Source organism: Streptomyces sp. NPDC104309 (genome assembly GCF_055584025.1).
The window spans coordinates 1-25,182 of record NZ_JBVJMV010000070.1 but is presented as its reverse complement, the minus strand read 5'-3'; the positions used below and the strand labels follow the sequence as shown (position 1 = coordinate 25,182).

Here is a 25,182-nt window from a genome sequence, read left to right as displayed (position 1 = left end):
CGGCGACAAGCTCACAGCCATACCCGGAACCCCTGGGCTTCCCCGATCCTACGAATGATCAGATCCGACCCGCTTGAAAGGTAGGACAAGCTCAGAGCCCGGAAGTGCTCGGTCTCCCTGGGACGGTCCAGGTAGTTGGCACCCAGGGAGTTCTCCAGGTAGACCACCTCGGGCACGTCGAGCGGGAAACGGATCAGCGTGACCGGCGTGCCGACGATGACGAAGTCTTCAGGGACGATCTGCAGCGTGATCCGCGGATGGCCTATCAGGTCGACCAGGTGCGTGATCTGCCGGTGCATGACCTCCGCAGTGCCGATCTGGCGGTCCAGGACGCTGCTGTCGATCAGGGCCCACAGACGCGGGCCGTCCTCCCGGCTGAGGATCTCCTGCCTCTCGATCCACAGGTTGACACGCGCTTCGACGTCGACGCGGTCCGCGAGCGGGAATCCCTTCTCGGTGACGGCGAACGCGTACTCGGGAGTCTGCAGCAGCCCCGGGACCAGCAGCAGCTCGTAGGTCCAGATGACCGAGGCACCTTCCTGCAGGCCGATCAGCTTGTCGAACCAGTTCGGGACCACGCAGTTGTCGTACCTCTCCCACCGGCCGGCCGGTTGGACAGAGCCACCAACTCTGCCGCTGCGGCCTGCTCCAGGGACCGTCTGTGACGGGCATCCCGGACAGGAAGGGGCGCCGTACGGGCCGGTCCTGTGTCCCTTCGCACGTACACGGGGCCGGCTCACCGCACCGGTGACTGAGACGGCTTCTCCCGACGACTACACGGTTCTGACGGGTACCCCGTATTGCGCCAGCAGTCGGACCATGTCCTCGGCTTCCTCCTCAGGGACGGAGAGTGCGGCCAGATGACGGGCGCGGGTGATGGCGACGTACCAGACGCGAAGCAGTTCGTCGGCCGCCGGATCGCCTTGGGCCCAGCGCTGTACGTTGCCGTCGTCCGGCAGCATCAGCATCACGGCGTCGGCTTCGTCCCCCTTGAGCTGATGGACGATATTGGTACGCACACCGGTGGCCTTGACCTTTCTGCCGATGACAGGCTTTCCAGCCAGGTGTCCCTTCTTGGGGTGAGGGGCAGCATCAGCCGGGGCAGGCCATGCCTTCATCGCCTGTCGGACGTCGGTGGCCCACTCCTTGTGGGGCGGGGGGAGGCTGTGGAGAAACGCGAACGCTGTGCGATTGATCTGCTGCAGCGGCACTCGATGACTCGCACAGAGTCGCTCCGGGCTGCCGGCCTCATCAGGAAACCAGTACCCGAGCAGTACACGTACAGCGATGGCGCAGGCCCGGGCCAGTTCGGCGCTCGAGGCGCTCTCAGTGTGGGCTACGGTGCGCGCCCAGGCGAGGCTGGTGATCTGGTTGGTGTTCGACTTCTCTCGTGCGATCCCAGGCAGCGTGGCGTATCTGTAGGCCGTCACCAGGCAGGCCTCGGCCTTGATGCCGTATTCCTGAGCGACGTCACGGAACACCTCGACGATGCCGCTACCGGTCGAAGCGTGCCGGTGGTTGCTGCCAGAACCCGCGAACCGGGTGGGCAGGACGACGACGGGGGCGTCATCGCCCCGGACCACGGCGGTGTCCGGCGGCCGCGTACCAGCACGCAGGGTGCTGGCCAGTCGGCAGATGGCAGGAGAGCTACGCCAGTTCCCGGTCAACGGCACCGGAGCGGATGTCAGCTTGGCGGCGAGGTGCTGCAGGGCGGCCGGTTGTGCCCCGCGCCAGGCGTAGATGGCCTGATCGGGGTCTCCGACCAGAACCAGTGGAAGCCCCGCGGCATGCAGCAGCTCGAGGATCGCCAGGTCAGCTGCGGAACAGTCCTGTGCCTCATCCACAATCACCTCCGCGAACCGGGAGAGCAGCGGCGGCAGAAGACGCGAGGCCCACTTCGGACTGCGCAGAGCCCATAGGGCAAGGACACGCGCCTCGTGTCCGGTGTAGTAACCCCGCTCGCACCATGAGCTGCGGGTTGCAAGCGCCGCGTCTTGCCACTGCTTGCGGCTGTATTCGCTGGCGTCGAGTAGACGCTTGGCATCTCGGTCGACGTTGTCCCAGGCAATGGCTTCCCCAGCAGGCGTGGACGAGGGATCCAGGACCATCGGGAAGCGGTGCAGAGAGATCTCTCTGTCCATCCCCTGCACGGGCGCCTTGACGTTCGCCCAGGACTCCAGCAGCCGGGGGATCGGCTGCGTCGAACGTAAGGGCTTGACCAGGAACTCCCACAGGAACGAATCGAGAGTGCCGACGAAGTGGGGGGCGTGCAGCAGATCGCTGCGCCCTGCCCGGCGGCAGCGCTGTGCCATCTGGTCACGTGCGACCCGTGTGAACGAAATCAGTGCCCGTCCTTGCCGCAGCAGTCGCGTAGGTGACTGCAGGTGCCGCAAAGTGATCACATGTGTCTTCCCTGCCCCTGGACAGGCCGGCACGTAGGCGGGCGCCAGCGCCTGCACGGCGAGCTGCTGCTGCGCCTTCGCTGCGAACCGCAGACCCTTTACGGTCTCCTCCGGCGTCACAACACGCCGCCCGGCACGGTGATGAACTGAACCGTTTGTGCCAGGTAGTCCGGCACCGTGAACGGGATGGCCCGATCAGCCAGCACATCCGCCAGCTCCTGGGCGAAGAGCCCCTTGGATATCGCAGTGCCGGGGATCGGCTCACCGTCGAGACCGCGGACGGTCCTGGACTCCTTCGTGATGAACAGCTCCCCGAAGGCAACTGAGGGATCAGTTGCCTTCAGAACCTGTTCCCAGCGGTCCTTTGACTGCGGTGCGCATCGTAGAAACGCCGCCCGCAGCGCCTGCTCGTTGCCCGGGGACCACAGGGCCGGCTCCAAGGTGCGAGGCGCGGCAGCCACGTGCAGCTGCCCAGGCGAGGACCAGGTGGCGGGCAGGGAGCGTAGCTTCGTGATCCTTTCGGGTTCCGGCTCGTCGGGGGCGACGTCGGTGTCGGTGATCAGCGCGACTCGACGTCCGAGGCATACCTGGTCGACAGGGTTTATTAGAACCCGCAGGTACACCTCGAACCCGACGCCGTCCACGATCACCCGGGTCGTTCCGAAGAACCGCTCGAGTGCTTCGAAGGCGGCCCGCTTCGCGGGGGCGTCTGCGTCAGGGGCTGGGGCGAGTACGCGCTCCGCGAGCGCGGGGAGCAGTAGGAGTTCGGATATTCCTTCCACCAGGATGGCCCGGGAGGAGAAGAGCAGCGCGCTCTTGGTGGCATCCAGGTAACGGTCAAGATGCTGTATCTGGCGCCGGGTAAGTCCCAGTTGCGGCACGGGAAGGGGCCGTGTCTGCCAGCCACCAGAGGCCTCGGCCGGGCAGCGGGCCATGATGACCACGTCCTCGACACTGGCCGCGGCCGACAGGACAGGGGAGTGGGTGGTCACCAGTACCTGCAGGTGCCCCGCCGGTTCCATCGGGTCCTTCGGCACCCTTCGACGGGACTCGCGAGCACGGCGTTGCAGATAGCGCAGCAGCAGCGTCTGCAGCTGCGGGTGCAGGTGCGCCTCAGGCTCCTCCACGAGCAGCACAGTCAGGTCAGACTCCGCGGCAGCGTCCAGTTCCGCCATCACAGTGGCGATGAACAGCGTGTTGGCGTAGCCCAGACCGGAGGCAGACAGCGGGAACGGAGTGGACTCGAGATCGCCAAGAAGCACACGCAGCGACCGTGCGATCGACGCGAACGTCGGCTCAGCGAGCGCCAGTTCACTGTGCTGCGGATGCGTTCCCGCCGTCAGATCTTTCAAGGGACCGTTGATCTGCTTACTCACCGCTGTGACGTGCTCATCGGCAGCGACCTTCTTCAGCTCCGCTCCGATGCGTTCCACAAACGCCTCGACCTGCTCCTCGTCACCCAGAAGGCCACGCAGGATCAGCCGCACCCGGTCGCCGCCCGCCGATGCCAGCTCCCGCTCCGCATCCCGCAGAGCCGGCAGATACACATGCCGCACCCCACCGCGAGCAGGCGGCTCTCCCGTCACCGGATGCCCCGGGCCCTGCGCCCAGGCCGTGCTGCCGCGACGCCCGTTTCCCTGAGGGGAGGCGTAGGACACCTGCCATCGCGCTGTCCGACCGTCAGAGCCGTCGGTGTGCACCATTGCTTCCAGATAGGCGCCACTCTGCTCCGGGCCGATCTCGGACACTTCAAGCTGAAGCGCCGGACCGCCCAAGGAGGCAGCAGCCTTCAAGACGTCCGACTCCTCAAAATACCGCGACCGGCGTCCGTCCAGCGGATCGGTCAGCAGACGCACCGCATCGACCACCGTGGTCTTGCCCGCGTTGTTCTCGCCCACAAGAACCGTCACCTCCGGACGCAGAGGTATCCGTACCTCCTCACACGACCGGAACCTCTCGATCAACACCTCGGATATGTACATACCCGCCCCCTCCCAGAGCAGCGCAGATTGAGCGCGCTGCTCTCCCCACCTCGCTGCCAGACACCGTTCACATTCATCCGCCTCGCCAAGGAACCGACCCAACCGCCCGCAGAGAGCTTCCGCCGCACAGGCTCAGGCGCCCCGACGGGGCGAGCAGACTCAGCTCTCGTTCACGTTGCCGCCCCGAGCCGCCCCGACAGGGAAGAACCCGAAGTGATGGTCATCGGGGTCGCGGCTGAACATGTACACCTGCGCCTCCTGGGCGATGTCGGCGGGCGGGTCGGTGTTCTCCACGACGATCGCCTGGCCGGTGAACCGGTGGAACAGGTCGCGGTAGAAGTAGTCGCTGACGCTGTCGGGCAAGTTCTCGTCGTCGGTACGCCGCGCAGCGACGGGCTGCCGGTAGGTGACCAGAGGGGAATCGAGGATGACGACCCGGGATGAACGTGCTCCTCGCCAAGGCAGTAGTCGGCCAGACCGACGGCGAATGCGGCGTGAAGAACCGCCCGCATGCCCTTGCCGTGGCCGGCGCGGCCACGGTCGCCCACGAACAGTTCCGCGGTGTACTGGTCGTAGGACACGCTGCGCATTTGGACGTGCCAGGCCTGAAGGGCCCGCTCGATGGCGCGGTCGAACGCCGCGACGATGCCGGCGGGGATGCTGCCTGTAGGGCGCCCGCCGGGGACAGCACCGTCCGCGACCAGCTGGTCGCGGACTTCCTGAAGCTCTTGGATCCGCTGGTGGAATCCGAGCTCCTTCTCGACGCGGGAACGAGCGGCCATCGCTTCCGACGCCAGGTGCTCGACGGGGAGCAGTTCTTCTGTGATGCGGGCGATCTCGAGATCGGCTTGCTCGGCCTGGGTGGCGCAGGTCTCGCGCTGTCCGGCGACGTCCTCGCGCTGGCCCTGGAGATCGTCGATGGTCAGTCGCAGGTCGGACAGCAGGTGACGGGTTTTGCCGTTCTCGGCTGCGACCGCGGCGTGCAGGGCGGTCGTCTCCTGATCGTGCTCTGCCGTCTGGTGCTCTGGATCGGCACCGCAGAAGACACACGCCCCGGTGCGGAAGTACCCCAGGAGGTTGCCTGCCTCACTGACCATGGCCAGGCGAGCAAGGTCGGACTCGTACTGGCTGCGCAGGAGCCCGAACCGTTCGAGAAGGTCGTCGATCTCCGCCAGGCGCTGGTCGTACTGGCCGAGCGCGATGGCAACGTCCGCCCGGCGCCCCGCGGCGGCCGCGTGCCGCAGGGTGATCTCGCGCAGGGAACCCGCGACGGTGTCCTGGTGGGCGAGCAGCCGGAGCAGCTGCGCTGCCAGCTCGCCCTCGTTGCCGCCGTGCGGATCGAGCTGGCGCTGCAGGTCGAGGATCAGTTCGTCCCGCAGCCCGATCTTGCCCTTCTGCAGCCGCCGCTGGGCCGCGTTCGGCCGGGCGTCGGTCACCGGCTCTCCCTGGCCGGTCAGAAGCAGCTTCAGAACCGATTTGAGGGCGGTCTGCCCGCTGGTGCCGGTGGAGCGCAGGACCGGCGGAACCTTCGACACCATCCGCGTCTCGCTGACCAGACACAGGTGCAGCAAATCACGGAACCCCACCAGCTTGGTGCCGCCGGTGTCGTTCGTCGCGATCAGCGTGCCCTCGAGCCCGAGCTTCTCCAGCAGACAACGGGAGATGTTCTTCGAGCCCCTGGCGCTCACACTCAGCTCGAGGTCCGGTGCCCGGTCCCGAACATCCTCGTCGAAGACATGGATCCGGCTTGCCTGAGGGCCGCGCATGAGCGTGATGACACTGCCGTCGGGCAGGGCAAGGCCGAGGAGGATCTGCGAGTACCCCTCGGCCTCGGGGATGAGGTCGAGCTTGCGCGCGCCCAGCATGTAGTCGATCGCCTCGGTGACGAACGACTTGCCGGTGTCCGAGGCGCCGTAGATGACGGTCAGCTTCTCGCCGAAGACGACCTGTGCCCGCTCCCGGCCGGAGCCGGCGAACGTCAGGTGCAGGAGCCGGATGCTAGGCATGGTCACTTCCCGAAGGCGGCAGTTGTGAATCGAAATCTCGGACCCACCGGTCGGTGATGGCCCTCGTCGCGGCACGCACATCCAGTTCGGAGGACGACCGGGCGGCGATTACCCACGCTGCCCGGTCCCTAAGAGCGGCGACGTAAGGAGCTTCAAGGAGGTCGACGAAACCAGGCCCCTCCTCGCTCGCCCGGTACAGCAGTCCTTCCTCACCAGCCTCCACGTCGGCCAGCCCGGCCCGCATCAACACGCGCAGGCCCTGCTCGATCAGATGTCGCCGCATCGCCAGCTCGCCCGGCCCCGCCGGCAGCGTGGGATGGAGACTGGGCGGACCGTTCAGCTCACCGCTGTGCAGCATGACGTGATCCAGGTACACCAGCTCGGCCAGGTCCAGCGGCTCAGGGAACCTGGCCGTGAGCAGGACCAGGGCACGCATGCCGACTTCGAGCGGACTGTTCAGAGGATTCACAGCTCCTCCTGCACCCACGTGAGACAGTCCTCATTGGCGAGCTGGTGGCAAATCCCCTTACGATCCTCGGGCTTCACATAGTGGATCAGCACATTGGGCCCCAGCGACATGTCCCGCGCGGCGGCGAGCACGCCCTTCAACCGCGCGTATCCGGTGGGGAAGTCGTCCTCCTCCACCTCCGAGACACCGCTGTACACATCGCTCTGCAGGGACTCGAACTTCCCCTCAGGCACGCTGTCACGGGCGAACATGCGCAGCTGCTCGGCGCAGTAGAACGCCTCCCGCTGCCGCCGAAGATTCGGTCCCGCTCTGTGATGGGCGTGTGCCTCGGCCGGGGAGCTTGGCGAGCATCCCCACTTCTCGTAGTAGACATCCAGCAGCTGCTGGATGTACCGGGCCTCCTTCGGTGCGTGCTCGGGCGGCGCCGCGGGGATGGCGGGCCGGTCGGGCAGGCGCGTGCCGAACCGTCTGACATGCTGTGGCGTCCTGGAATGCACCTCGAGGATCCTGTCGAGGTTGCCAGCCTCGAACCGGGAGAAGTCCGACCGGCTTGCCAGGTCCAGCGCTCGCTGCAGGGGATCCTCGCCGTACTCCTTGTCCAGCTTCTCCATGTTCTTCGCCACCCACTCGAAGAACCCCGACCGAAGAGCTGACGGCTTTGTAAGAAGTTGTGCGAACGACCCCCCGATCTTCGGAGCGACGAAGACGTACCGCTCAGGCAGCACCTTGTACTTCTGCTTGGCCACCGCAGAGTGGATCTTGAGGATCTCCGGGTACGCGGTAGCGGCGCCGATGGCCTTGCCGTAGTGCTTGCACTGGAAGCAGTGCCAAGGACCGTCGGTCTTGTCCCTGGTCAGGAACGCGGCGATGTCCGCACCGCCGTCGTTGGCTCCCCCCATGCCTACCACGTCCACGTACTCGGCCTCCTGAAGCGCGCTCACCCACTCGTAGACGAACTCCTCCCACTGGTCGGCCGAGTGGTGTACCAGGATCTGCTTGGGCGTCAGCGTGGGCGGCATGGCCATCATGGGGGCGACCACTGTCACTGGCGTCTGCGCAGGCTTGGGTAGCTCATGAAAGAGAGGCTCAGCATGGAACGCAGAGAACCGCTCCGACGTGCTCATCGACCCCCCGGTCGTACATGAAACGGAACCCTGACCCCGATGTTCCTACCACCAGTCACTACGCCATGGACAGAGGAAGTTCAGCCAGCAACAGCAGAAAATGTCACCTACGCACCCTCTTCGCCTGCTATCAGCCACTCCGGGCAGGATTCCGCCCCCCGTTCTTCAGACGGCCTTGGCCAGGTCCTTGCGGGCGCAGACTTCGGTGACCTGCACTATGCCGCCACTTAGCAGTAGTACAGGTGTGGGGGACACCCCACCAATCGGGCCACGTCCTCGCCGTGGTGCACGGCTTCGCCCGCCCGCGTGGGCGTTGCGCTGGTGTCCAGGTCGGCGGGCGAGGTGGAAGGCGCCCACGGACCAGGCAGGGCACCACGTTGTCGGGCAGATCTCAACATCGGAGACGATCTTGCGGATTGCGACGCGAGGCACGGTCCGGTGCACGACGATGGAGGCAGGTCCGTCAGCAAGGCGGCGTGCAGTCTAGTCACAGGAGGCTTGGGTGCGGGTAGAGGTGCGGGTGCAGTCGGATGCGAGGGAACTGCGTTCGTTGCACGGGTGGCTTCGTTCGGACCCGGACGTGCGCCGGACAGCTGTGACCGAGGTGCAGGGGAGCGCGCCCCGGCCGGGGGAGATGGGCACGGCACTTGACGTGCTGGAGTTGGTGACGGGGAACGGATGGAGCGCGGCATCGTTCGTACTGGCGCTAGTGGCATGGCGTCAGACACGGCCGCAGCGGCCCCGGGTGGAGATACGCCACGGTGACACGGTCATCATCCTCACCGACTGCTCGCCCGAGGAGATCGAACGGGCAACCACAGCACTGAACAATGCCGCGGACGAGGAGGACGGCGACCGGTGAGTGTCCTGCCCGACCCGGGGGCCTCACGGGCTGTGCTCATCGGAACGAGCCGATACGACCACCTTGAGCAGTTGCCTGCCGTCTCGAACAATCTGACCGCCCTCGCCGAACTCCTGGGCGGTCCGCTGTCTCTGCGGATGCCAGCCTCGCACCTGGCCGTCGTCGAGAACCCGCCCACCCCATCCGCTGTGATGGAACCGCTGCGCCAGGCGGCTGCGGAGGCCACCGACACTCTGATCGTCTACTACGCCGGCCACGGACTCATCGACCCTCACGACACGCTCGCTCTGGCCATGCCCTACACGCAGCCGGACCACATCGAGACCAGCCTGGACTACGACTGGCTGCGCCAGACTCTCCTGAACTCCCGTGCACAGCGGCACATCGTCCTCCTCGACTGCTGCTACAGCGGCCTCGCCCTCGGCAGGATGAGCGGCCCCCAGGGCTTGGCCGACCACGCCGCCGTCGAAGGCACCTTCCTCCTCGCTGCTTCCGCCGAGACCCGTACCGCCCTCGCCCCAATAGGCGACACCCATACGGCTTTCACCGGGGCACTCCTCGAGACGCTGCGCCACGGTATCCCCGGAGGTCCACCCCTGCTCGACCTGGAGACCGTCTATCTGCACCTGCGCCGGACTCTGGAGGCCCGGGCGCATCCTGTGCCGCAGGCCAGGAACCGCAACAGCGGTTCCCGCGTGGCGCTGGGACGCAACCAATCGGACCTTCCCGCCGCACCGCTGGCCGGCGCAGCCGGCCCCAAGCAGCCGGACTATCGCCTGTGGCCCGACCCGTCTGCGATCAGCACCGTCATCGGCTTCTTCACGAACCTCGCCACCGTGCGGGAAGTCAGCGGACTGACCCAACGGGAGGTCAGCACCCGCTCAGCCGGACGTATCTCCACAGGGACGATCAGCAAACTGGTCAACGGCAACACGCTCCCCACCACTTGGACCAGCACTGCCGCCTACCTGTCCGCCTGCGGCGTCCCCGACGACCAGATCCAGCTTTGGCACGGAGTCTGGCAGGAACTGCGCCGCAACGCGCCTGCCGCACAAGAGCGCACCGCCATGCCCGGGAAGGTGCGGCGGCAGCTCTCCGCCTTCTGGCGCGGCCGCGGTCACTGATCAGGGTCAGCCGGGGCCGATACTCCGGACGGGCGGGGCTGAGGCCTCTTCTCCGTGTCGCCGGAGCCGTTCCCGACCAGGGTGTTCCACCCGGCGATGGCCACGACGCAGAGCACCAGGACCACGCCCGCGGACGGCTTCTTCCACCCGCTGGACGCCGAGGAGGGCTTCACGTAGTGCCTGGCCCGGTAGTACCCCTTGCGCTGCTGTGCCACAGCTCCACGTCCCTCGCCCTGACCGATTGACTGACTGACGCAACAAGTCTTCCAGCAGTGCTCCGGCTCCGCTCTCGAACGGCCAGGCACGTCCGATTCTCGCCAGTCGGAGGCGCGTGACGTACGTTGCGCCGGAATGTGCCCAGCCTCTTCCTTCGAGCAGGCAGGTCACGACGACGTGCGGCGCTGTCGTTGCTCTGCGACAGAATGTCGGCCATGGTCACACCAGCCGAGGTCGCTCTGCCCCGCCACCCCCACCGGCCCAAGCTGCGTTCGGATCAGGTGCAGGGCCTAGGGGCGGTCGTGCGGCATCTGCGCCGACCTGGCTCGCGTGCGTTGTATGTCGCGGCGACCGGTACGGGGAAGACCCTGGTGTCGATCCGGGCAACGGACGAGCTCGAAGCAAGGCTGGTCCTGGTCGTCGTCCCGACGCTGGACCTTGCCGCGCAGACCGCCCTGGCCTGGCGCAAGGACGGCCACCTGGAGCACATGGTGATCGTGTCCTCGATGGACACCTCAGCCCACGACGCTCTGGCAGCACACCGGATCGGATCGACGAGCAGTTCGCACGCGCTGGCCGCACTGATGTCAGTGGTGGGGGAGCGGCAAGACCAGGTGCCCGCGCTGACCGTCATCTCCACCTACGACTCTCTCGACAAGATCGAGGGCACACAGCACACCAGCTACCGGGTACCGCCGTTCGATCTCGCGATCATGGACGAGGCGCACCGCATCGCCGGCCGGGTGGATAAGAAATGGGCCGTGGTCAACGACGCCCAAAGGATCCTCGCCGACCGGCGCCTCTACATGACCGCCACCCCCCGCAGCTTCGCCGCCCCCGACCTGGCCGCCTCCGCGAACACCTCCCGCCCACGGCGGCGGGGGAGCGGACCGCAAGGTCCGGACGCCGCGGCGAACTCCATGGACAACGAGACCGTTTACGGCAGGAAGGTCTTCGAGTACCCCCTGGCCCAGGCCATCACCGACGGTGTGGCAGCGGACTACCGGATCGTGGTTCCCACCGTCACCGACACCGATCTGCGCGACCGCCTCAATCTCCCGGCCCCCGGCACCACCGACCAAGCTGGCCCCCAGGATGCGCTGCGCACGACCGCCCTGCACCTGGCCATCCTCAACGCGATGGCCGAGCACTCCATGCGCAGGGTCCTGCTCTTCTTCCACCTCGTCGAGGACGCCACCCGGTTCACCAGCGAACTCGGCCACACCCTGCGCACCCTGCGCCGCACCGCCCCGGAGAGTTTCCCGGGGCTGGATCCGGAAGTCTTCACCGTCCACGGCGACCACACCCCCGAAGAACGCGCCGACATCTTTACCCGCTTCGCCTCCTGCCCGTGCGCGATCCTCACCAACGCCAAAGTGATTGCTGAGGGCCTCGACATCCCCAGCGTCGATGCTGTCGTCTTCGCCGACCCCACCAGCAGCATCGTCCGCTGCGTCCAGGGCCTCGGACGCGCCCTGCGCCTCGACGTGTCCGGGAAGACCGCCAGCCTCATCGTCCCCGTCTACATCCCGCCCGGCGCCGACCCCGAGAACATCCTGGGCACCCCCTACGAACCGGTCTGGGCCATCACCGCAGCTCTGGCCAGCCACGACCACCGCATCCTGGAACGCCTCCCCAACAAGGCCAACCGCCTTCCCACGGAGACCAGCCGCATCATCGCGTACCGCTGGCACTTCGACTTCACCGTCCACCCCGAACGCATCGCCCGCTCCATGGACCTCGTCTCCTTCAACCCTCGCGGCCCGCTCTCACGCGCCCGCCGTGAAGGCCTCAATGCGGCCCAGACCTTCCACGACGCCCACGGCCACCTCGACGTCCCCACCGACCACCTGGACTCCGTCGGCTTCGAGCTTGGCCGCTTCATCACCGCCATGCGCGACGCCTATAACGCCGATCGCCTCGACCCGGACTTCACCGCCGAACTCGAGGCGCTCGGCATGATCTGGGACAAACACCAGGCCGCCTGGCGAGCCCGCCTCACCGCCGCCACCGACTACCACCGCGTTCACGGCCACCTTGCCGCCCCCTCCACCACCCCACTTGGTGCGTTCCTCGCCGAGCAGCGCTCCCTGGCCACCCACGACCGCCTCGACCAGACCCGTGACGCCGACCTGACGGCCATCGACGCGTACTGGCAGCTCCCGTATGGGGCGGACTGGCACCGCAAGTACCACCTCCTGCGTGCCCATTTGAAAGAGGGCAACGACCCTGCCGCCCTCACCCTCGACACTCGCATCGCCGGGGTGAACATCACCTCCTGGCTCGCCCGCCAGCTCACCCGGTGGACCACCCTGGCCCCCGGCCAGCGCGACCTGCTGAGCGCACTGAACCTCACCCCCGCCACCAGCCCCCTGGCCCCCGCACGCCACCCCCGCCGCACCTTCGCCCAGACCGTGCAGCTCCTGGAACTCTTCCTTCACCGCCACGGGCGTGCCCCCACCGCCCGCGAGACGCTCCGCGTCGACGGCGACACCGTCCAGATCGGCCCCTGGCTCGCCAAGACGCGCACCAAGTACCGCGAGGGCCAACTCCCCGCCGACCAAGCAGCCCTTATCGCCGCCCTCTTCGACGGAGACTGGTGCGCCCCGAACGCCGCCCCGGCCGACCTGACGTAACCCGCCTCCCTTGCCCCTCGTCAGTCTGCGGGCGTCGGCGGTGATCCCCGGCAGGCTCAGTCCGTTGCCGTCCTGGCGGCGGTGTCACACCGGCCCGCTACGGTTCGGCCATTTCCGCGCACACCACGGGTCCCAACGGCCTCGTCCCCATACACATCGCTGTCCACGATCCCGCCCAGATGGATGAGCCCGATTCAGAGGTCAACGACTACGTACGCGACCTCTTCGCGGCCTCGGCCAGGTACGCGGGCATCTCCTGGACCAAGCATGGGGCCGAGCCGCGCTGGCTCGACATGGACACCAGCACCTGCGCCGCCGCCACCAACCCGAGCCACTTCTCCGGTCACGGCGCCGACGAGTTCGACAGGTTCCTGTCCGGGGCGGCCTCGCGCGGCGAGCCCGCGCTCATCATCGCGACGATGGGCACAGCGGACGATGACAATGACCGCGTGCGGTCGGTCTTCGGCCGGCCCGGCGGCCGCGTGGACTTCCGCCACTTCACCGGCGCGATCCTCGGCAAGCGCCTGCTCGCGGGGGCGGAGGTCTCCCTGGCTCCCGATCTGGACGCGGCCGACCGCGACCTCGGACTGAGACTGCGCAACCGCCCGGCCGGCGCCCCCTGGTGGGCGATGACCTTGCAGGCGACAGCCCTGGAGGGCCCGCGCGGAACGACGATGCGCAAGCCCGAAGGCGAGCTGCTGCCGATCCTCGTCGACAGCCTGGGCGAGCCCGTCGTCGCACGCTGGACATCCTGCGACGGCCAGCAGATCTGGTATGTGATCCCTGACGGGGTCGACTGGAACCAGGTGGCCGACTGGCTCGTCCAGCGTGCCCTTCCTGAACACACGCCAGCCGCGTTGCGCCGCGTCCGCTCACGCCACCATGTCGATCCCGCTCTGGAGACGCCCACAGAGACGCAAGCCCGCGGCGCCCTTGAGGAGCTGGAGCGCCGCTACCTGCAGGACAAGGCCCGCCTTGAAGACGATCTTGAGCGGGCGCAGCATGAGGCCGAACCCGTGCGGAACGGCCTGCTGTACGGCAGCGGCACCGAGCTGGAAGACGCGGTGGCAGTAGTGCTGCGTGCCGCCGGATTCGCCGTCACCGATCTGGACGAGGAATTGGGCGGCACCCTGTCGGCGGACCTGCTCGCTGTGCTGAATGGGTCCACCTGCCTGGTCGAGGTGAAGGCAGCCGCCGGGGCAGCGGGGAGAAACTGATCTCGCAGCTTCAACGCCATCTGGAGAAATGGCCGCAACTGCGCCCCGCTCAGCCTGTCACCTGCGCTGCCTTGATCGTCAACCACCAGCATCGCCTCGACCCCGCCGAGCGCCCTGCCGAGGTGTATCAACGCAGGGTCGTCGACGCGCTCCCGTTTCCCGTGATCGCCTCCGGCGACCTTTTCTGCTGGTGGCGCACGCAGGACTGGCCGGCCGTGCAGGTCGCTGTGCTCGGCCAGGCCCGCTCAGAAGGAGACCAGGACGAACCCCCTGCCGGAGGACGCGAGACCCCGGCGGTCAGCCGCAGGCGGTGGCGTCCCTGGAGCAAAGGCGGCCCCGCGTAGCGACCGCGGCCGCCATCTCGCCAGCGGCGCGTACGCACTCGATTCAAGAGGGGCAGGCGGCTGCTGGCGCGGTATCGCAGCACCGTGTACGCACAGCCCCTTGTCTCTCAGCCGCCGGACCAGCCGCCCAGCTGATTGTCTTCTCGCGCCGGTCGTCCTCGCCGAGGAGGACTCCTCACTCCGTGCGGGCCCGGCACCGCCACACGCCCTGTCCGCCCCGCCTCGCCGCCGTCCCGGCCCCGGACACCCCCGGCCCGGCAGACGGCGGGAGAGCGGACGCGGCGCTGCTGGGCTCGGATCCGTCCGTGCGGGCGCTGGGACGCCTGCTCGAGTACGCCGCACACCAGGCCCGCACGCAAGGAGAGATGCCCGCTGATGTCCTTGAGGTAGTGTCCGGCGCGCTCGCCGCGCGCGAGGACCAGGACGCGGTGGCCATCGCGATCGGGGTGCGCCTGCCCGCCCTACACCGGTACGCCCCCGCCTTCACCGCCGCACACTGCACCGCGCTGTACGGTCTTGCCCCCGGCAGGCCCACATCGCCGCCTCCTGGCTGTGCTGGGGAGCGTTCGACCGAGAGGTCACCGGATTTCCTTCAACCCGGCACGCCGTACCGTCGTCGCCACCGTCCTGGGTGGTCGTCGGCCACTGGACCGTGCGCCCCGCACGGGCGCACGGCCGCGATGCCACTGGTCACGCCGGACCACTCCAGGCCCGCGGCGTGCGTCCTTACTGGTCAACGCTTTCGTCGACTTCGTCCAAGACGCTTTGCAGGGCTTCGACAGCACGCTGGTGTCCGGCTGCCGACAGCTCGCTGGCCACTCCCTGGACGATGAGTGCATCGCCGGCGTCGATCACTGTGCGCGCGAGAGCCGTTCCGAGGCCGAGCGTGTCTGGCTGCTGCAGCCGATGCCACAGCAGGAACCGAAGTGGCCCCACAGTACGGCCGCGGTCCCGGGAGGTGAAAGCGAGCTCGTCGGCCTTGGCGTGCTCCCCCTGCTCCTCGGCCCGCATCATGGGAGCACTGGTCTCGCCTGCCTCGATCGCCTCCGCATGCAGGCGGCGGGCCCCCTCGATGTCCCCTTCCTCGAGATGCAACTTGATCAGTTCCTGGTAACAGTCCACGAGCCCGGCGTCGATCGCCTTGCGGAAGTAGATCTTGGCCTGCGTGAGATTGCCTGCCCGCTTATGGCGGTAGGCCAGCCGGGAGTAGGCGTAGATGTCCCCGCTCTCCGCGGGCCGTGCGATCCGTTCGGTCCACTCGGCGGCCTCGTCGAACAGCCTGTCCTCGGCGAGCAGGAACACGAGGTCCTGCATGGCGTCGTCGTCACCGGCCTCGGCACCTTGCCGGAACCACCGCTCAGCCTCCGTCCGCCGGCCGAACTGCAGGTGATAGCGCCCGACGTGTACGAAGGCATCCGGGTGGCCCTGATCTGCCAGCTCACGCCAGATGGCCGCGGCCCGCTCGTGCTCCCCAAGCTCGTCAAGGTGGTGTGCTTCCTGGCGCGGGTAGAAGTAGGCGAGGACGGCATTGCGCTGGAGTTGACCGGACGCTCGCTGCTCGCCGATCGTGGCCAGAGCGCTCTCCGCGCGCGCCCTGCCAGCCTCCTGCCCCAGCAGGTAGGAGGAGCCGCGGTCGTACAGACCGAACAAGTCCCTGCCGTCTGAGACCGAAGCGGACAGGCGTACCAGTCCTCGCTCGTACGCGGACGTGGCGAGGGCCCGGCGGTCCTCGTCGGTGTAGGCATGCTGCAGGGCGGCTGCCCAGAACGGCGCGGGCGGGCAGTCGTGGCGGAGCTCGTAGCGGCCGATTTCGAAGAGATAGCCGGACAGCCGGTAGAGCGGCTGGTCCGGTGGGGGAGTGCCGGGCCGGGGCCGGACCGGGCTCAGAGGGCCGGGGACGCCCCGGCACGGGGCGGAAAGGCACTCCAGGGCGCTCTCGAACCACTCAGCGTGAGCGTGTTCATCCCACACGTGGTCAGGGGCGAGAGAAGCCGCAGTCGCTTCCAGCCCACGCAGAGGCAGCATCGGGCCGTGGCCGAGGCGGCGCAACTGCACTGCGGCGATGACGAGATACCAGGCCATCGGCAAGGCGTGCTCGACGCGCTCCAAGAGTGCCGGCACGCCCGCGAGGTACTGGGTAAGCCGCCTGTCGTCAGCGCTGGCGGACGCCTCGGCGACACGCGGGTCGGCATGTGCCGCCTCCTCAAGGGTCGCGGGATCACAGACGAACTGGTCCGGGATCCGCGCGCGGGCGCCGACTCCGGTGAGCAGGGCCCGGGCCTGGGGGTAATCATCGTGGGGCGGGGGAGTGGCGGTGAGGCGGGCCCAGTCCTCTGGGTGGGCGGTCGCGAGCGCGAGGACGGGACCGCGCTCAGGCGTGCGCAGCAGTTCACGCAAGCCAGCAGCGACCCGCTCGCCGACGGCCGGGTCGCTGGTCAGCAGATAGTGCTGGACCTCGTCGAGCCAGAGCACGGTGTGCGCCCCGACCTCTGGCAGGCCCGCGAGCACCGCATCGGTGTGGCTTGGTGCGATCGGATGCCACAAGCGCCACTCGTCCGGCAGAAGTTGGACCGCCTCCCAACAGGCTCGGGTCTTTCCGGTGGAAGAACCACCAATCAAGGTCACCAACGCGCTGCGCCCGTCCAAGGCGCCGAGAACCGCCTCACGCAGCAGCGCATCGTGTTCGCGCTCCACGTACAGCGGCAACACCGGCAAAGGGCTGAATCCGTCATCGCCGGAGACGTCGATCGCCCGCTGGACCTCCAGATCGAATGGATCACGGAGCTCGCGCACCAGCCACCCTGGCCGCTCACGACCGTCGCCCCGAGCCTGGTGGTCAGCCGCGTGCGGTCCTGCACTCGGCCGTCGACGACGGGGACGGCGATCTCGTCCTCGACCCTGCGCAGCGGCCTGGCGTAGGTCCAGTAACGGCATCTCCTCTGTGCTCAGCGCCTTGGCGAGGACCACCAGCGTGGCCTCGGACGGCACCACCTTGCCGTTCAACGCCTGGCTGACCGTTGTCCGCCCCAACCCGGTCCGCGCCACCAGCCCATCCACCAGCAGACCACGCTGCGCCCTGAGCGTGCGCAGCCGCAACCCGAGTTCCGACAACGGATCTTCGTGCACTTCCCCCATGCCTTGCCCACTCCGTCCCTCGGGTTCCCGTCTTCATTCAACTTTGTTCGGCCCGAACCCCAGTGAACACCGGAACTGCGAAATTCACCGAGGTCACCACCGTCCGATCAGCTCAGGAAGAAGACATGACCTCACCCACACACCTGATGCTCCTGACCTTGCTCCTAGCGGTCCTCACGCTCTTCTGCACACTCGTAGGAGCAACGGCTGGCCTCCTTGCCCGGATCGACGGAGCAACCTATGCAGCCGCACTGCTGCGCGGTGCCGTAGCCTTCGCCGGCAGTGCCACCCTGTCCCTGGCACTGCTGACCTTCGCGATCACGGCCGGGCGGCTTTGACGACGGACTTCGCCCCGGCGGCGCCTCCGCAGCTCCCAGCCCGGGGGAAGCCGCCAGGCAACCGTCAACTTGCCAGCTGGCGAGGATGGGGCCGGGCTCCGCGTCGGCGAGCGCGGGCGCGCGGTGACGCGGCAGCAGTTTCCCCGCCGGAGCGAACAGGACCCAAGTCACGGCCGGGTGGGTGATGGACCAGTTCCATGCCGAGGACGAGCAGCAGTTGCCGTCCGGCCTGGTCGAACTGCTCCTGCAGCGTGGGCTCACGGAAGAGGTCGGCCAGCTGTCCGGCCTCGGTGGCGAGGCCCCCACGCTGGGCGAGGTAGCCAGCCATGGAAGCGCGGTGGACGGCCCGGGCACGCTCCAACAGCGCGCCGTCCACCGTTCCGTCCAGCGTGCGGCCCAACGCGGCGCACAGGGCCTCGACGTGGGTCACGACCGCCTCGACGGTCATCGGGGTCCGCGCGGGCCCGAGCGCGCGGACGAGGCCGCTGGCGGCGAACACCGACTCGGGCTCCATCACGTCCCGCACGGCGTCCAGCAGCTTCGCCCGCCCGCGGACAGTCAGCGTTTTGCCGTTTCCCAGCTCGGTGATGATCCGCACGAACCGGGTACGGGCCGTCTCGGTCGCCAGCTGATGCCCGACCTGCTCCAGCAGACCCACGGCGCCCTCGCGCGCCACCTCCTGGCTGCGCCGACCGCGTCCCACCCACGTCACCCACGCCCGCTGCGCCTGCCGGGTGGGCACGTAGCCGTCCCACCACAACCACATGGCCAGCGGCACCTGCGCGAGGGCACTCAGGTGCGCTACCTCCTGCCGCTTGTCGAGAAGGAGCAGCAGCAACCTGCGCTGGTCGACGCTGTGCATGGCCTTGTCTGAGCCACGCCGCCGGGTCCGAAGCCGCGGCTGGTCCAGCAGCCCCTTGGCAATCCAGTCATGAACCCGCCGCACGTTCATGTCCGGATGACCGGCGGCATGGGCGTCCGTGACGAGATCGTCGATGGTGCCGGGCTCGGTGATGTTCTTCCAGGTGTACACGGGGGTGGAAATTACATCGTTCTCCCCCAACCAGGCCCCAGTTGAAGATGCAGGGCCCACCACCCCACTGTCACGATCAACGCAGCAGCAGGCCCCAAGAGCTAACTCGCTGCCACACCCACACCCACACCCACACCCACACCCACACCCACACCCACTCCCGCACCGTGCGCTGCCGCGCACTGCCCGAACCACGGAGACCCGTCATGCCGAATAGGAACCACACCACCCGCGCCACCCCGGCCCCGGACGCTGCGCCTGCCCGCGTCTCCTGGCGGCGCCTTGCCTCCGTCGCGCTCCTCACCGGAGCCATCCGCCATGCAGGAGCCCTTCTCGTCGGCCTCGCCGTGACATGGTGGCAGCACGACTGACCCCCAACCCCGGCCAGCGGTAGCGTCTTGGATCATGCACATCGATCCCGACGCCGCTCAGGCATGGGAGCGGACTTGCTGCCCCCCAACCTCCGCTACCCGCTCACTACCAGGGACCGGCTCACCCCGCGGTACACGGACGAGGTTGACGTCGGCGCACATGACCACTCCCTATTGAGCGTCCCCGTGTGTAACATCCCCGACCGGGTCATCGGCGCCGGCACTCGCGAGGCGCTGGCCGACTTCCTCACCTCGTACCCCGCCGTCGCCCAGCACGAGAGCTACGTGACCACTTGTGCTCTCAACCTCGGCTCGGAGGCGCCTCCGGAATACAGCCGCTACAACCACGGCGGGGGCGAAATGACGATCAACTGGCAAATGCCCCAGGGGCGGGGACTGGATTCGACGGACTGGCAACCGGAGCCGAACGGCAGGCTCACCTGCGGGCCATGACCCGCAGCTATAGAGGAGACCGGTACTTCCTGCCCGTCCTCCCGCCGATGAAGTGGGAACTGCACCCGCTGATGGCCTGATGGGCGGTCCTGTACGCGTTGTCCATGCTCTCCCGCTACCAACCCGCGGCCTGGGGCACGCTCATCAACGTCGACAACAGCAGGCACGCGGTCCCCATCGAGCGGCTCCTGGAAGTCGGCATCAACCACCTGCCCGTCCTGATAGCGGATGCCATCACCGAGGTGAGCACCTGAAGGGATGGAAGGACGAGCTGGTGAAGCGGTGGGAGGCCGCACAGCCGGACGGCGCACGCCGCCCCGGCCTGGCCGACTTCGCTCAGGAGACGCTCCACTTCGGCTGACCCGACGACAGCGGGGCTGGACAGGATCACCCTGTCCAGCCCCGCTGCTTCTCCCGGCTGCTCACAGGCTGAGGCGGATGCGCGGCCCCCCACGAACTCGAGGTCGCCCAGCAAAACTTTCTCGTACTCCCTCTCCCACCGGCCGCGCAGATCGAACAGGTTGGTTTCCATTTGCTCCCGAATGACCAAGGTCTCGGACCGTCCGATCAGTGCGTACCGGCTGCCTGGCCCGTACGCACACACCAGCTTCTCCAGGCGGGCGCCACGAGCGCTTCCAGGCGGCCGATGTACCTCTGGCGTTCCTCGGCGCGTACCGCGCTCAGGGCGACGTTCAGGAGCTCACCGTTCGGCATGTGGTGCTTGCCGGGCGGGGGCGCGGCCCACAGGACGTTCCGCCGCTGCCAGGATCTCTTTCGCTTCCAGCGCCGGGGCCAGGTTCTCCAAGGGAGCCTCCTGCGGGGCGTGAGGCTCGCTACTGAAGGCGGGTGGGCAGCAGGGCGCGCGAGGCGTTGCGCCCGCGCTGGGCGGTGGCGGTGGTCTCGGCGATGGGCAGTAGCGGGGTCGCGGTGTCACGCCCACTCCATGCCCACCTCCGCGAGGGCGGCGAGCTGGTCGGCGTCCAGCCGGTCCCTCCTGATCTCAGAAGCCGTATCTCAACCGATCATGGAACGTGTGGATCGAACAGGGTTCCTGGTCGGGTGGTCTTCCGGCGGTACGCGCATGAAGGCAGGGCCCCTCGGTAGCTCGGGGATGCGAATCTGACCGAGCGGTGCCGGGAGGCCCTGTTGTCGTATGTGTACGCGTCCGAGCTGGTTGAGTTCAACTCGTCCGCCGTGTCGTGCGATTGCCTCGCGCACGTGTACGGCAACGCTGCCGATCATCCCGAGCGGGAGCCGCGGTATCCGTCGGACATGTCGGACGCGGAGTGGGCGGTGGTGCGGCCCTTGCTGCCCACGCCGGTCTGGCTGGAGGGCCGGGGCGGGCAGCCCGAGGGCTATTGCCACCGCCAGATGCTGAACGCGATCCGCTACCTGGTCGCGGGCGGGATCTCCTGGCGGTCGATGCCCGCAGACTTCCCCTGCTGGCCGCGGGTCTATGCGTTCTTCCGCCGCTGGCGGCAGCACGGGCTGATCGCCGAGTTGCATGACCGGCTGCGCGGGAAGGTGCGGGAGCGTGAGGGACGCGAGGCGGAGCCGACAGCGGGGGTCATCGACGCGCAGTCGGTGAAAGCCGCTGCCTCGGTGCCCTCCGACTCGCGCGGCTACGACGGCGGCAAGTTGATCAACGGGAGGAAGCGGCACATCGTGACCGACTGCCTGGGCCTGCTGCTGGTCGTGGCCGTGACTGCCGCGAACGTGGGCGACCGCGAAGCGGCTACCGGCCTGCTGACCCGGCTGCGCGAGCTGCACCGGGACATCTGCCTGGTCTGGGCCGACGGCGGCTACACCGGAGCTCTCATCGACTGGGCCCGCAAGAAACTCGCCCTGACCGTGGAAGTCGTCAAGCGGACCGACGACACGAAGGGGTTCGTGGTGCTGCCGAGGCGGTGGGTGGTCGAGCGCACCCTGAGCTGGCTGATGCACTCCAGGCGTTTGTGCCGGGACTACGAGACGCTGCCCGCGACCAGCGAGGCGATGATCCTGTTCTCGGTGATCACGCGGATGGGCCGCCGCCTGGCGAGGCCACACGCCTGCGGCCGGCGCTGAACGCGCCCGACGCCTCCTGGAGCAACCAGCCCCGCTCGGCCAGGCGTTTCGCCTTCGAGCGCACCCCCTCGACCTTCGCCGCCACCACCGTGTCGATGCCCATCACGGCCGCAATGTCCTTGGCCCGCAAGGGTTCCAGACCCGGCCGGTCCTGCAGCACATTCAAGATCCGCTGATTGTCCGGCGAGAGCACCGACACCTCCAGCCCGTCCCGCCAGGGCGGCACCACCGCCCCCGGAACCGACGCAGACGCAGGCACGGGAACGGGGGCGGGCACCGTTCCTCCCTCGCCCTCGGCTTCCGTCGCGGCAGTGATCTCGGCGGCGGACGTGGCCAGGGCGTCGACGAGCTCCTCGCGTGCGATCACCCGCCGGTCCAGCTCAATCTCGCCGGCTTCCAAGGCCGCAGCCGCACGGGCCGCCTCCTCCCGCAGGGCCTCCACCCGCTCGCGGGCAGACGCTTCCCGCGCTTCCAGCAACCCCAGCATCGACGCCATCGCGCACCCCTCGACGAACAAGCGGAAGCAGAACGCCGGATGTCTCCCTCACCCCGACCGAGACCATGCCTGACCAGCAGGAATCAAGCGATCATGTTCGGTTGAGATACGGCTTCTGAGGGTGGGGCGCCCGCTGGGCGTGAGGCCCGGGGTCTGGGTGGGCATCGCGTCGAGATCCTGCTGGCGCATGACGACCGACAGCACCGAGCCGTCGACACCGACCGCGCACCCAGCGGCCGGATTGTCGGAGAATGCGGTGTTCACCGCCTCGCAGACGGTTTCCTCGTCGTTTGCCGTGAGCGCCTGCCACCAGTGTTCCGCCTCGGCGCACAGCGATGCGTGCGCGGCATGCAGACGTGCCTGTTCGGCGGACAGGAAGGAGGGCGCCTCCAAGGTCGCACGGGACTTGGCCGCGCTGCGTTCGGCGCGGGCGAAACGGCCCACTTGCTGCAGATGGAATGCCTGAGCCTCGGCTTGCGCCCAGGGCAGGCCCAGCGGGGGAGGCCCAGGCACGACGGGCTGGTGAGCCATCGGGAAGGACTGCAGGTGCACGCTGGTTGTCTGCCGGCGAAGCTCCGTCAACTGGGCAATAGCTGCATCGCGCTGGGCATCCTGCTGTGCCTGCTCCGCCTGTCGACGTGCCCGGTCGAGCTGCGCCGCCGAAGGCGCCACGGATCTGGGGCGTGAGGCCGTGCGGCGGGTACTCGTGCCGCGTCGGCTGCCTCCGCCGCGCAGCGAGCTGGAGGCGTAGAAGGGGCCGAGGCCGGACGAGATACGGGCTCCGCCGCTGCCGACGCTGATGCGTGCCGCGCGGGGACCGACCGACGTACGTACACCTCGTGTGGAGACCCGCACACTCATTCCCGGCACGCCGACTCTGAAGCCAAACCCCATGGCAACTCCTTCTCTCTTCAAGGAGTCTGCCACCGAACCCGCCCGCACCGACTGGGAACGCCGCAGGGCCAGCCTCGACGAACGGCAGCGCACCCTGAGCATCCTCGCCGCTCTCGAACTCGAGGGACGAGGATCACCGTTACCGCTGTGACCCGCGCTGCCGGCGTCTCTACGTGGCACCAGCAGCACTGTGCATGGAACTCGACCTGGGCCGCCAAAACTTCCCGTGCCCGTCATGCCCGGGGTCGACCGCAACGGCGCTGACGATGCGATCCGCCTGGAAGCGGCTGCGGACAGTGCGAGTCGAGGTCCCCATGACCCCGCTCTGAGCTGCCCCGGTGATCGCCGCCGGGACACGGAGTGTCTGTCGACCTGTGGCGCTCAACAGAGGGAAGCCGGAGTTCCTTCGGGGCGCAGACCATACAGGTCATACGCGACAGCTGTCGCTATGGGTGACTTCGCGGAAATCGGCGATGATGGGGCTGGCCATGGATTCGCGGTAGACGACGGCTGCGCGGCCGTAGGGCCAGGTGATGTGGTCATGGAAGTTCTGCTGCGCCTCGGTGCAGCTGCCGAACATCAGCGAGCGCACGTTCTCCGTCCAATCCGGGTCGTCGTGGTAGTCCTGGCCTTCAGGGAAGATGCCGGGACCGAAGGTGACGAACATGGTCTGTGCCTGGGGGTTGAAGGTGACGATCACCTCATCGCCCATGTACTCCTTTCCTTGCAGGACTTGAGCCGCGTTGCTGCGCAGTCGTTCGGCTGTGGCCCTTTCCGTCGGCGTTGCCGGTACGCGTGCGTCGGCCCATTCGTCGATGCTGGGCTGCGTGGCGTCGTTGCGGGTGTACGCAGGTGATGGAGCGGTCTGGTGTGCAGGCTCAGTTTCAGGGGCTGCCGCGGAGGGAGTAGGTGATGCGCTGCTGGGCTCCCGGCTGCGGGTCGGTTCCACCACGGGCGTAGCGCTGGCGGGTGCCGCCTTCGGATCATGGCTTGGACCGGCGGCTTGCTCGTGTCCGGAGGTTGACGCTGCGGCGATGGCTCCGCCGATGCCGCCCACCACGAGAGCCGCTGCGGCGACTACCAGATACAGCCTGAGGCGGCTGCGGGGCGGGGCAGTGTGCCAGGCAGGGTCGTCCTCGTGAGGCAGGTCCCAGTGAACGCTCACCAGGTCGGATACCAGCGTCGGCTGTTCTCCATAAGGAGAGGTGATGGCCGTTGCTTGCGCGGCGAGTAGTGCCGTACAGGTGCGGCCGAGTTCGGCGGCGGGCGGCCGGTCGCCGGGCTCTTTGGACAGTGCCTGCTCGACCAGCTGCAGGAGATCGTCGGGGACGCCTGCCAGGTCCGGCTCGGTGGACATGATTCGGAAGGCCACCGCGTCGGGTGCGCCGGTACCGAAGGGGAGGCGACCGGTCGCGGCGTAGGCAATGAGCGCGCCCCAGGTGAACACATCCCCTTCGGGGCCGACCGCACCGGTGCGGTAATGCTCGGGGCTGATCCAGCCGGGCGTGCCGGTCATCACCCCCGTGCGCGTGACCGAGGTGCCGTCCAAGGCATGGGCGATACCGAAGTCCAGCACCCGCGGGCCGGACGGGGCAAGGATGACGTTCTGCGGTTTCACGTCCCGGTGGACGATGCCCGCATCATGCACCGCGGCGAGCGCGGCCGCAGTGCCAGCAGCCAGCGCATACAGACGGGCGCCCGTCAGAGCCCCGCTCGTGGCTAGATACCGGTCCAGGGTGGGACCGGGCACGAAGGGCGTGGCGAGCCAGGGGAGGTTGCTGCCGGTGTCGGCATCGTGTACCGATACCAGGCACGGACCCGTCACCCGCCTCGACAGCTGCACTTCCCGGCGAAAACGCGCCCGGAACTCTACATCTGCCGCCTGCGCCGGATGCACGACCTTGACGGCCATCTGCAGGCCGGAAGATTTCAAGTCCAGTGAGACGGTCGTGACGCTATGAGGTTTGTGGTGTGGGTTCCCTGCGCTTGGCTGGGTCGTTGATCCATGCGGTC

Annotated in this window: 23 protein-coding genes; 10 read left to right on the top strand and 13 right to left on the bottom strand. The window is 68.1% G+C overall.

Annotated elements, in window-relative coordinates:
* Nucleotides 1–11: 11 nt before the first annotated feature.
* From ACZ68L_RS43405 to ACZ68L_RS43380, 6 genes are all read right to left on the bottom strand, one after another.
* Nucleotides 12–578: a DUF5753 domain-containing protein gene (locus ACZ68L_RS43405; protein ID WP_469589567.1), complete on the bottom strand. Its 567-nt coding sequence runs from the start codon at nt 576–578 to the stop codon at nt 12–14.
* Between the two features lie 195 nt (nt 579–773).
* Nucleotides 774–2,522, bottom strand: a complete 1,749-nt coding sequence (locus ACZ68L_RS43400) for a UvrD-helicase domain-containing protein (protein ID WP_469589566.1) — start codon at nt 2,520–2,522, stop codon at nt 774–776.
* A complete protein-coding gene (locus tag ACZ68L_RS43395) occupies nt 2,519–4,384 on the bottom strand; it encodes an ATP-dependent nuclease (protein WP_469589563.1) in 1,866 nt (621 codons plus the stop codon). The genes ACZ68L_RS43400 and ACZ68L_RS43395 overlap by 4 nt, the downstream gene beginning before the upstream one ends.
* Nucleotides 4,385–4,554: 170 nt before the next feature.
* A complete protein-coding gene (locus tag ACZ68L_RS43390) occupies nt 4,555–6,390 on the bottom strand; it encodes a hypothetical protein (protein ID WP_469589560.1) in 1,836 nt (611 codons plus the stop codon).
* Nucleotides 6,383–6,859: an ABC-three component system middle component 2 gene (locus ACZ68L_RS43385; protein ID WP_467894713.1), complete on the bottom strand. Its 477-nt coding sequence runs from the start codon at nt 6,857–6,859 to the stop codon at nt 6,383–6,385. The genes ACZ68L_RS43390 and ACZ68L_RS43385 overlap by 8 nt, the downstream gene beginning before the upstream one ends.
* On the bottom strand, nt 6,856–7,983 hold the full coding sequence (locus tag ACZ68L_RS43380; protein WP_469589557.1) for an ABC-three component system protein: 1,128 nt from the start codon (nt 7,981–7,983) through the stop codon (nt 6,856–6,858). Before ACZ68L_RS43380 ends, ACZ68L_RS43385 begins: the two co-directional genes overlap by 4 nt.
* 502 nt (nt 7,984–8,485) lie before the next feature.
* Between ACZ68L_RS43380 and ACZ68L_RS43375 the strand changes: the two genes are divergently transcribed.
* Both ACZ68L_RS43375 and ACZ68L_RS43370 read left to right on the top strand, forming a co-directional pair.
* Nucleotides 8,486–8,845 carry an effector-associated constant component EACC1 gene (locus ACZ68L_RS43375; protein ID WP_469589554.1) on the top strand — a complete coding sequence of 120 codons (360 nt, stop codon included), beginning with the start codon at nt 8,486–8,488 and terminating at the stop codon, nt 8,843–8,845.
* Nucleotides 8,842–9,969, top strand: a complete 1,128-nt coding sequence (locus tag ACZ68L_RS43370) for a caspase, EACC1-associated type (protein WP_469589551.1) — start codon at nt 8,842–8,844, stop codon at nt 9,967–9,969. Before ACZ68L_RS43375 ends, ACZ68L_RS43370 begins: the two co-directional genes overlap by 4 nt.
* Here the strand turns inward: ACZ68L_RS43370 and ACZ68L_RS43365 are convergent.
* A complete protein-coding gene (locus ACZ68L_RS43365) occupies nt 9,963–10,184 on the bottom strand; it encodes a hypothetical protein (protein WP_469589549.1) in 222 nt (73 codons plus the stop codon). The genes ACZ68L_RS43370 and ACZ68L_RS43365 overlap by 7 nt on opposite strands.
* 216 nt (nt 10,185–10,400) lie before the next feature.
* Between ACZ68L_RS43365 and ACZ68L_RS43360 the strand changes: the two genes are divergently transcribed.
* Complete coding sequence (locus ACZ68L_RS43360) at nt 10,401–12,821, top strand: helicase associated domain-containing protein (RefSeq protein ID WP_469589547.1); 2,421 nt, start codon at nt 10,401–10,403, stop codon at nt 12,819–12,821.
* Between the two features lie 179 nt (nt 12,822–13,000).
* Nucleotides 13,001–14,038, top strand: a complete 1,038-nt coding sequence (locus ACZ68L_RS43355) for a hypothetical protein (RefSeq protein ID WP_469589544.1) — start codon at nt 13,001–13,003, stop codon at nt 14,036–14,038.
* Between the two features lie 1,070 nt (nt 14,039–15,108).
* Here the strand turns inward: ACZ68L_RS43355 and ACZ68L_RS43350 are convergent.
* Entirely contained in the window at nt 15,109–17,517 is a 2,409-nt protein-coding gene (locus ACZ68L_RS43350) for a helix-turn-helix domain-containing protein (RefSeq protein ID WP_469589543.1), read from the bottom strand.
* A gap of 125 nt (nt 17,518–17,642) precedes the next feature.
* Here ACZ68L_RS43350 and ACZ68L_RS43345 point away from each other — a divergent pair, with 125 nt between their 5' ends.
* A complete protein-coding gene (locus ACZ68L_RS43345) occupies nt 17,643–17,855 on the top strand; it encodes a hypothetical protein (protein WP_469589541.1) in 213 nt (70 codons plus the stop codon).
* Between the two features lie 64 nt (nt 17,856–17,919).
* Here ACZ68L_RS43345 and ACZ68L_RS43340 read toward each other — a convergent pair whose 3' ends face one another.
* Complete coding sequence (locus ACZ68L_RS43340; RefSeq protein ID WP_469589538.1) at nt 17,920–18,888, bottom strand: hypothetical protein; 969 nt, start codon at nt 18,886–18,888, stop codon at nt 17,920–17,922.
* Between the two features lie 206 nt (nt 18,889–19,094).
* On the opposite strand from ACZ68L_RS43340, the gene ACZ68L_RS43335 reads away from it, so the two are divergent.
* The 3 genes from ACZ68L_RS43335 (at nt 19,095) to ACZ68L_RS43325 (ending at nt 19,966) form a co-directional block, all read left to right on the top strand.
* Entirely contained in the window at nt 19,095–19,259 is a 165-nt protein-coding gene (locus ACZ68L_RS43335; protein WP_469589535.1) for a hypothetical protein, read from the top strand.
* Between the two features lie 186 nt (nt 19,260–19,445).
* A complete protein-coding gene (locus ACZ68L_RS43330) occupies nt 19,446–19,712 on the top strand; it encodes a hypothetical protein (RefSeq protein WP_469589534.1) in 267 nt (88 codons plus the stop codon).
* 104 nt (nt 19,713–19,816) lie between these two features.
* Complete coding sequence (locus ACZ68L_RS43325) at nt 19,817–19,966, top strand: YaaC family protein (protein WP_469589531.1); 150 nt, start codon at nt 19,817–19,819, stop codon at nt 19,964–19,966.
* Between the two features lie 313 nt (nt 19,967–20,279).
* Here the strand turns inward: ACZ68L_RS43325 and ACZ68L_RS43320 are convergent, their stop codons facing one another.
* The gene (locus ACZ68L_RS43320; RefSeq protein WP_469589529.1) at nt 20,280–20,426 is read right to left on the bottom strand and encodes a hypothetical protein; all 147 of its coding nucleotides are present in this window, start codon (nt 20,424–20,426) and stop codon (nt 20,280–20,282) included.
* Between the two features lie 558 nt (nt 20,427–20,984).
* Here ACZ68L_RS43320 and ACZ68L_RS43315 point away from each other — a divergent pair.
* On the top strand, nt 20,985–21,779 hold the full coding sequence (locus tag ACZ68L_RS43315; RefSeq protein WP_469589570.1) for an IS5 family transposase: 795 nt from the start codon (nt 20,985–20,987) through the stop codon (nt 21,777–21,779).
* Here the strand turns inward: ACZ68L_RS43315 and ACZ68L_RS43310 are convergent.
* Together ACZ68L_RS43310 and ACZ68L_RS43305 are read right to left on the bottom strand one after the other, a co-directional pair.
* A complete protein-coding gene (locus ACZ68L_RS43310) occupies nt 21,727–22,275 on the bottom strand; it encodes a hypothetical protein (RefSeq protein WP_469589526.1) in 549 nt (182 codons plus the stop codon). The two genes, ACZ68L_RS43315 and ACZ68L_RS43310, sit on opposite strands and share 53 nt — an antisense overlap.
* A 48-nt stretch (nt 22,276–22,323) precedes the next feature.
* Entirely contained in the window at nt 22,324–22,947 is a 624-nt protein-coding gene (locus tag ACZ68L_RS43305) for a hypothetical protein (protein ID WP_469589525.1), read from the bottom strand.
* A 220-nt stretch (nt 22,948–23,167) separates the two neighbouring features.
* Here ACZ68L_RS43305 and ACZ68L_RS43300 point away from each other — a divergent pair, with 220 nt between their 5' ends.
* Nucleotides 23,168–23,320: a hypothetical protein gene (locus tag ACZ68L_RS43300; protein WP_469589522.1), complete on the top strand. Its 153-nt coding sequence runs from the start codon at nt 23,168–23,170 to the stop codon at nt 23,318–23,320.
* Nucleotides 23,321–23,596: 276 nt separating this feature from the next.
* Here the strand turns inward: ACZ68L_RS43300 and ACZ68L_RS43295 are convergent.
* Nucleotides 23,597–25,182, bottom strand: a 1,586-nt coding sequence (locus ACZ68L_RS43295; RefSeq protein WP_469589519.1) for a serine/threonine protein kinase, incomplete at its 5' end; no start/stop codon positions are given.

Coding starts and splice junctions, on each gene's coding strand:
- ACZ68L_RS43395 (WP_469589563.1), bottom strand. CDS start 4,384: ATGTACATATCCGAGGTGTTGATCGAGAGGTTCCGGTCGTGTGAGGAG.
- ACZ68L_RS43390 (WP_469589560.1), bottom strand. CDS start 6,390: ATGCCTAGCATCCGGCTCCTGCACCTGACGTTCGCCGGCTCCGGCCGG.
- ACZ68L_RS43380 (WP_469589557.1), bottom strand. CDS start 7,983: ATGAGCACGTCGGAGCGGTTCTCTGCGTTCCATGCTGAGCCTCTCTTT.
- ACZ68L_RS43360 (WP_469589547.1), top strand. CDS start 10,401: ATGGTCACACCAGCCGAGGTCGCTCTGCCCCGCCACCCCCACCGGCCC.
- ACZ68L_RS43355 (WP_469589544.1), top strand. CDS start 13,001: ATGGATGAGCCCGATTCAGAGGTCAACGACTACGTACGCGACCTCTTC.
- ACZ68L_RS43350 (WP_469589543.1), bottom strand. CDS start 17,517: ATGGGGGAAGTGCACGAAGATCCGTTGTCGGAACTCGGGTTGCGGCTG.
- ACZ68L_RS43345 (WP_469589541.1), top strand. CDS start 17,643: ATGACCTCACCCACACACCTGATGCTCCTGACCTTGCTCCTAGCGGTC.
- ACZ68L_RS43335 (WP_469589535.1), top strand. CDS start 19,095: ATGCCGAATAGGAACCACACCACCCGCGCCACCCCGGCCCCGGACGCT.
- ACZ68L_RS43325 (WP_469589531.1), top strand. CDS start 19,817: ATGCTCTCCCGCTACCAACCCGCGGCCTGGGGCACGCTCATCAACGTC.
- ACZ68L_RS43320 (WP_469589529.1), bottom strand. CDS start 20,426: ATGCCGAACGGTGAGCTCCTGAACGTCGCCCTGAGCGCGGTACGCGCC.
- ACZ68L_RS43315 (WP_469589570.1), top strand. CDS start 20,985: ATGTCGGACGCGGAGTGGGCGGTGGTGCGGCCCTTGCTGCCCACGCCG.
- ACZ68L_RS43310 (WP_469589526.1), bottom strand. CDS start 22,275: ATGGCGTCGATGCTGGGGTTGCTGGAAGCGCGGGAAGCGTCTGCCCGC.
- ACZ68L_RS43300 (WP_469589522.1), top strand. CDS start 23,168: ATGGCAACTCCTTCTCTCTTCAAGGAGTCTGCCACCGAACCCGCCCGC.